Genomic DNA, 7,054 nt, shown 5'->3' with positions numbered 1-7,054 from the left:
CTAAAAGTCTTTCGTATTTTATTATCTGGATAATACAATACATAGGGAGCATATGTAAATGTCTTCCAGGAATCAACTAATCCGTATTGTATTAAAATAATTTCAGTTTCCTTCTCTTTAAAGTCTTTAAAAAAATGTAACATTTCATTGGTTGTAGACATCGTAAATCCACAATTTGACACCGTTTTATTGATCGCCTTGGCAAAACGTTCAGGATGTGCATTGCCCACTAAAGATCGTATACCCAATGTGTTGCAATCACCTAATGCTAAGATCTTAGACACTATATTGTACCTTTCCATAGACATCCAGCGTTTTTTGAACCATTTGTTCAAGAGAAAAATGCTTCTCGATATAGGCATATCCATCAAATTCAAGCGTATGACACTTAGCTATATTTTCTGCCAACTCTTCACTCTCACCCACGGGATAAAAGAAACCATTTTCACCCTCTGCAATAATATCCAGTACTCCGCCATGGTTTGTAGCAATAACAGGTGTATTCAAAGCCAAAGCCTCTGCTACACTTCTACCAAAACTTTCAGGTTTTTTTGAACTGCTCACGACCACGTCACTTAACGCATAAATTTCAGCCACTTTATTCTGGGAACCTGTAAAGATGATATTGTCATTTAAGTCCAACTTTTTTACAAGCATTTCCAATGATTGAAAATACTCTTGTTTATCTTCACGTACCCCACCTACAATTAATCCTAGTACCTTTGGATCATGCTTTTTGAGTAATCCGATCGCATGTATAAATGTTTGGTGATCTTTAAGCTGAGTAATGCGCCCTACTGTGGTGATGATGCGTTTATCTTCTAAATGATACTCCATTTTAAAATTCTCTATAAATGCTTTATCCAAGTTTTCAGGGTTGAACTTTTCCAGGTCTATTCCTCTGGGGATCACCGTGATCTTTGTCTCTTCTGTCTGATAATGCTTTTGTATATAATCCTTTATAGCCCCACTCACACAGATCACACTATCACCTTTTGTCATGATGGCACTATAGGGACTCACACTATTGAATCCATGAACAGTAGTCACAAAAGGCAAATGAAGCTTTTTATTTGCCAAGTAGGTAAGCCATGCAGGAACTCGACTTCTTGCATGAAGTATGTTTGGATTTAATTCTTTCAAAATCTTTCGTAATTGAAGCATACGAGAAAAAGCAGTCAAAGGATTTTTAGAACATACATCTAAAGTAATATGCCTCCCCCCATCTTTTTTGATCTGTGCTTCTAGTTTTCCTCCTGCACTGATCACAATACTCTCATGCCCCAACTTTACCAACTCACGGCTTAACTCCATAGTACCACGTTCTACACCACCCTCATTTAGTTCTGGTAAAAGCTGTACTATTTTCATACGTTCACCTCTTTTAGGTACGTTTTAAAATCTATTTTTTTATTTTTATTTTTGATATTTCCATTAAAAATATGCAGGTACCCTTCTTTTTCCAAAGTTTCTATGAATCGAGTGAATTTATTTTCTTCTTTGCTCTCTAAAGGCAATACCACTACATTAGATCTCCCATATGAGATAGCCTCTGAGATCATTGAAGTACTATCACCCGTGATACATACAATCTCACATTGGTCAAGAAGATCAGGAATAGGATTGATAGGATTTCTGGAGAAGATCACCTCATAATCAAACCCATATGATGCTATCAAACTTTCTATCTCTTCACTTGTTCTAGGAGAAGTGGTTATGGCAACTTCATACGCTTCATAGTACTGTTTGATAAAGTCCAATTGGACTTTGAGTTTTGCCCTATCCATTTTAAAATGTTTATTATCTCCACCGATCACAATCCCAATAGACTGTTTTCCTGACTGATATAAACCTCTTGGTTCCACATAAGAAAAATTCGCAGGTATCTCTATAATATTTTCTTGTTTGGGTGGATTATCATGACTTTGGGCAAAAATGATATCAAAATCATAACGATACCCACGTGGCAGCATCATAGCTACAGATTTAGCATGCATTTTCTTCGCTAAAACTTTGGTCGCATAAGAAGTTGTGGAACCTGTTCCCACAACCATATCGTATTTTTTATCTATTTGAGCATCAAACAGTTTTTCTGTATATATACCTATCTTATCAAGTATATAGCTAAGTGCCTTATACCATTTATATCTAAACTTGACAGACATAACATCATAACTAGCATCTACATATTTCACAAATGCCAAAGACTGATTAAGATGCCCCATGCGATCATCACTGAGTATGAGAACGCTACTCATATACGCCACCTGTTATGCATCCAAAACCATTGCGCTGGATATTTTCGAATAACTTCTTCTATCGCTTGATTATATTTCAAAGTCATTCCTTCTAACTTCTTCTCTTTATCTTCAATCTCCTCTGCAACATAATCAATAGGTTCATGAATGATCATCTCATACATTCCATCACTCTGTCTGGCAATGAATATGGGTATGACAGTAGGGTTAAATTTTAACTTCAGCATTGCTACTGAAAGAGTCGTCTCCGCTGCTATGCCGAAGAAGTCCACTTTTACACTATTTTGAGAGCCTGCTTTTTGGTCTATTAGAAGTCCTACGGCGTCACCCTTTTTAAGTGTCTTCGCCATAGAAAGCATGGCATTGTCTTTTGAAGTTGCACGATTTCCATATTTATTTCTAAAAGGAATGGTGATATTTTGATCGATGAGTTTATTATTTCCTGTCCGTCCTATAGCCAACATAGGAAGCCCATTTTTAGCCAAAAAGTGTGCTGCAAGTTCCCAGTTGGAAAAATGTGCGGTCATGACGATCACTCCATTGGGACTATTTTGTACTATCTTTTGTAATTTCTCTTTAGCTTCATCCAAATTTTTAACAGCTTCATCAATGTTGAATTGGCCTGTGAACATCAGCAGTATCTCAGAAATAGTAATAGAAAGTTCGGTATACACTTTTTTGGAAAGTGCCTCGATCTCTTCGGGAGTTTTCTCAGGAAATGCCCTGCTAAGGTTTGTCCTGGTAATGTGACGTCTTTTTTTATCTAGATGATAAACAAGAAGGGTAAGGCCTTTCATCATAGCATAGATAAATGATTTAGGTGTGATCTTTGCCAACCACAAAAACAGTTTTACTAAGCTATATTCTATTTTTTCTCTCATTGCAAACCCATTACTTTAATAGGTTATTCTACCCAAATAGCCTAAAGGATGAAGGCTAAAGCATCTGCTTTCAATTTAATTTGCTATAATCACGTTTATTTATAGCTTTCCAAAGGAACAATATCGTGATAGGAATCGTCGATTACAACATGGGAAACCTTGCTTCTGTCATCAATGCTTTTGCTAAAGTCGGAGCAGATGCCACTTTAGAGAGTGACCCTTCTAAACTCAGTCAATACGACAAGCTTATCTTACCTGGTGTAGGTGCCTATGGCGATGCTATGGAACACCTCAAAGAAAATGGTATGGATGAAGCAGTAATTGCTTTTGCTGCAACAGGAAAACCTCTTTTGGGTATCTGTCTGGGAATGCAATTGCTTTTTGAGAGTTCTGAAGAGTTTGCAAAAGACGACAATGGTACAAAAGGTTTAGGGCTTATTCCTGGAAAAGTGGTCGCTTTTGATGAGAGTAGATTTGACCATCCTCTTAAAGTACCTCATATGGGCTGGAATGAACTTTTTCAGCAAAAAGAAACGGCACTTTTTACTGAACTGCCTCAAGATTTTTATCTCTATTTTGTCCACTCATTCCATGCTGTATGCGATGACCAGTATGCGATAGGTAAAACCCATTACGGATATGAGTTTGTATCGGCTGTACAAAATGGAAATATTTACGGCATACAACCACACCCTGAAAAAAGCCATGAAAATGGTTTAAAGATCATAGAAAACTTTGCAAAATTATAGGAATAAACAGATGACAATACTACCAGCAATAGACCTCAAAGACGGTAAAGCCGTAAGACTAAGCAAAGGACTCATGGAGTCTGCAAAAATTTATTCAGATGAACCTTGGCAAGTGGCTAAAAGATTTGAAGAACTTGGATCTGAGTGGGTACACCTTGTTGATCTTAACGGTGCCTTTGCAGGTAAACCTGAAAATTTGGAACAGATCAGACAGATTCGTGAACACTGTAACCTCAAGCTTGAACTGGGTGGTGGTATCCGTGATGAAGAGACGATCAAGATGTATTTGGAACTTGGGATCGATAGACTTATTTTAGGATCCATCGCTGTGAAAGATGCTCAGTTTGTCAAAGATATGGCTGCAAAATACCCTATCGTCGTGGGAATCGATGCCATAGACGGTATGGTCGCAGTAGAAGGCTGGGGAGAAGTAAGTAATATGAAAGCAACTGATCTTGCACGAGAATTCGCTAACGCTGGTGTCGAAGCTATCATCTGTACAGATGTTGGTCGTGATGGAATGATGACCGGTGTGAATATAGACTTTACTCTGGAGATCCAAAAAGCTTCAGGTCTTGAAACCATCGCTTCAGGTGGCTTGAAAGATATGACCGATATCAATGCCTTGATAGAAGCCGGTATCGATGGTACCATTGTAGGAAAAGCATTTTACGAAGGTACACTTGACCTTGAAGAAGCGTTTAAGGTAGCGAATGCAAGATAACTACTACGAACTTACGGTGACTCTTGATGATCAGTTTGTAGATACGATTGCCGACTTCATCGCAAATATTTATGATGAAGGTCTAGAGTTAGGTAAAGGAGAGATCATTGTACGAAGTGAATCTGATTTAACTTTCGTTAAAGATGCTCTTGTATCCTTAGCTCAAGAGTTAAATGGTTCTATAGAGATGACCTATGTACTTGAAGAGAAAGAAAATGTAGATTGGATAAAGACCTATCAAGACTCGATCCAACCTATAGAGGCTGGTAAATTTTATATCTTTCCAAGCTGGTATGAAGCAAAAGAAGATTTTATCAATATCAAGATAGACCCTGCTCTTGCTTTTGGTTCTGGACATCATGCCACAACATTTTCGTGTTTAGAAGCTATCAGTCACTATGTAGATAGCGGAAAATCTGTTGTAGATGTGGGGTGCGGTTCAGGTATATTAGGTCTTGCATGTAAAAAATTAGGTGCAAACGTTGAACTTTGTGATACCGACCCTCTTTCTGTTGAAAGCTGTAAAGAGAATTTCGAGTTAAATGAAGAAAACTATGACAAACTCTGGGAAGGGTCTATAGATAAAGCTGAAAATACGTATGATGTGGTCATCGCAAATATCATAGCAGATGTACTCAGATTTATAGCAAAAGATCTAAAATCTGCCTGTAAAGAAGAAGGTCTATTGATACTTTCAGGTATTTTAGATAAAAAAGAAGACCTAGTAGTGGAATCATTCAAAGAACTCACTCTAGTCAAGCGAACATTAAAAGATGAGTGGGTAACACTTGTATATAAGAAGGAAATAAATGGCTAAGCAAGATAATAACAACCAAGATAATAACAATAATAATTTTTTTAACAACAACCCGTTATTGGCATTTGCGATCTTTTCTATCGTGATCATCATGATATTTAAATCATTTGTAGGTGATAGTGATGGTCTAGGCAATATGTTAGACAGCAGTAGCAATGTTACACAAACAAAAAAAGTAAAATACTCAGAGATCAAAAGTGAAATCATGAAAGGGAGCATTACAGCTGTAAAACTCACTCCTACCACGGTAGAAGCTATTGCAGATATTGATGGGCGTAAAACACGTTTTATTGCACAAAATGTCCCTACCTATGACAAAGAGCTTATCCCTCTTTTAGAAGAAAAGAACATTACCTATGAAGGTATCATGGGTGGTGGATTTATCTCTGACCTTTTAGGTTCCTTGCTTCCTATCCTGATCTTCTTTGGTATTTGGATCTTCTTAGCTAAAAAAATGTCTAAAGGCATGGGTGGTGGTATCTTAGGTGCAGGGAAAGCAGACAAACTCATCAATTCTGAAAAACCGGAGACAAAATTTTCTGATGTACAAGGTGTAGAAGAAGCCAAAGATGAAGTCAAAGAGATCGTTGATTTTCTTAAGTTTCCGGAACGATACATGGAACTTGGAGCGAAAATACCAAAAGGTTTACTTTTAGTAGGACCTCCAGGAACTGGTAAAACACTTCTTGCCAAAGCTGTAGCAGGTGAAGCATCTGTACCTTTCTTCTCTGTCAGTGGTTCTGGATTCATTGAAATGTTTGTGGGTGTAGGTGCCAGTCGTGTGCGTGACCTTTTTGCTCAAGCCAAAAAAGAAGCTCCTTCTATCATTTTCATTGATGAAATAGATGCTATCGGTAAGAGTCGTGCATCTGGTGGACAAATGGGTGGAAATGATGAAAGAGAACAAACACTCAACCAACTCCTAGCAGAGATGGATGGTTTTGGTACAGATACTCCAGTCATTGTACTTGCTGCTACAAACAGACCTGAAACACTCGATGCAGCCCTTCTTAGAGCAGGACGTTTTGACAGACAGGTACTTGTAGACAAACCTGACTATGATGGACGTTTAGCCATCTTAAAAGTACACTCTAAAGGGGTTAAACTATCTGCCAAAGTTGACCTGAAGATCGTTGCAAAACAAACAGCTGGTCTGGCAGGTGCGGACTTGGCAAATATCATCAACGAAGCAGCACTGCTTGCAGGACGATTTAACAAAAAAGAGATCGAACAGGCAGATCTTCTAGAATCTATAGAACGTTCATTTGTAGGACTTGAAAAAAAGAATAGAAAGATCTCAGAAGTAGAAAAAAAGATCGTAGCTTATCATGAAAGTGGTCATGCACTTATGGCAGAACTTACCAAAGGTGCAACACGTGTAACCAAAGTATCTATCATCCCTAGAGGGATGGGTGCATTGGGGTATACTCTACACCTCCCTGAAGATGAAGAGCGATTCTTGAAACAAAAACACGAACTTATGGCTGAGATAGACGTACTTCTCGGTGGTCGTGCCGCTGAAGAAGTCTTCATAGGTGAGATCAGTACCGGTGCCGGTAATGACCTTGACCGTGCTACTGCCATCTTAAAAGACATGATATCAGTATACGGTATGACTGATGTGG

8 protein-coding genes are annotated in these 7,054 nt (G+C 38.2%); 4 read left to right on the top strand and 4 right to left on the bottom strand.

Features of this window, described 5'->3' with window-relative positions:
• The 4 genes from WBM70_RS10500 to WBM70_RS10485 form a co-directional block, all read right to left on the bottom strand.
• Positions 1-284: hypothetical protein (locus WBM70_RS10500; RefSeq protein ID WP_424558458.1), on the bottom strand; the 284-nt coding region annotated here is incomplete at its 3' end.
• Positions 277-1,371 carry a glycosyltransferase family 4 protein gene (locus tag WBM70_RS10495; protein ID WP_424558457.1) on the bottom strand — a complete coding sequence of 365 codons (1,095 nt, stop codon included), beginning with the start codon at positions 1,369-1,371 and terminating at the stop codon, positions 277-279. The genes WBM70_RS10500 and WBM70_RS10495, both read right to left, overlap by 8 nt.
• On the bottom strand, positions 1,368-2,258 hold the full coding sequence (locus WBM70_RS10490) for an ELM1/GtrOC1 family putative glycosyltransferase (RefSeq protein ID WP_424558456.1): 891 nt from the start codon (positions 2,256-2,258) through the stop codon (positions 1,368-1,370). The genes WBM70_RS10495 and WBM70_RS10490 overlap by 4 nt, the downstream gene beginning before the upstream one ends.
• Positions 2,255-3,139, bottom strand: a complete 885-nt coding sequence (locus tag WBM70_RS10485) for a lysophospholipid acyltransferase family protein (protein ID WP_424558455.1) — start codon at positions 3,137-3,139, stop codon at positions 2,255-2,257. Before WBM70_RS10485 ends, WBM70_RS10490 begins: the two co-directional genes overlap by 4 nt.
• Positions 3,140-3,264: 125 nt before the next feature.
• Here WBM70_RS10485 and hisH point away from each other — a divergent pair, with 125 nt between their 5' ends.
• From hisH to ftsH, 4 genes are all read left to right on the top strand, one after another.
• A complete protein-coding gene (gene hisH / locus WBM70_RS10480; protein ID WP_424558454.1) occupies positions 3,265-3,888 on the top strand; it encodes an imidazole glycerol phosphate synthase subunit HisH in 624 nt (207 codons plus the stop codon).
• 10 nt (positions 3,889-3,898) lie between these two features.
• Entirely contained in the window at positions 3,899-4,612 is a 714-nt protein-coding gene (gene hisA, locus WBM70_RS10475; protein WP_424558453.1) for a 1-(5-phosphoribosyl)-5-[(5-phosphoribosylamino)methylideneamino]imidazole-4-carboxamide isomerase, read from the top strand.
• On the top strand, positions 4,602-5,429 hold the full coding sequence (locus WBM70_RS10470) for a 50S ribosomal protein L11 methyltransferase (protein ID WP_424558452.1): 828 nt from the start codon (positions 4,602-4,604) through the stop codon (positions 5,427-5,429). The genes hisA and WBM70_RS10470 overlap by 11 nt, the downstream gene beginning before the upstream one ends.
• The coding region (gene ftsH, locus WBM70_RS10465) for an ATP-dependent zinc metalloprotease FtsH (RefSeq protein WP_424558451.1) at positions 5,422-7,054 on the top strand (1,633 nt) is incomplete at its 3' end. The genes WBM70_RS10470 and ftsH, both read left to right, overlap by 8 nt.

This window comes from Sulfurovum sp., from assembly GCF_049668085.1.
Classification (GTDB): Bacteria; Campylobacterota; Campylobacteria; order Campylobacterales; family Sulfurovaceae; genus Sulfurovum.
Note: the sequence above shows the minus strand (reverse complement) of the source record. Positions and strands in the feature narration are given on the sequence as shown.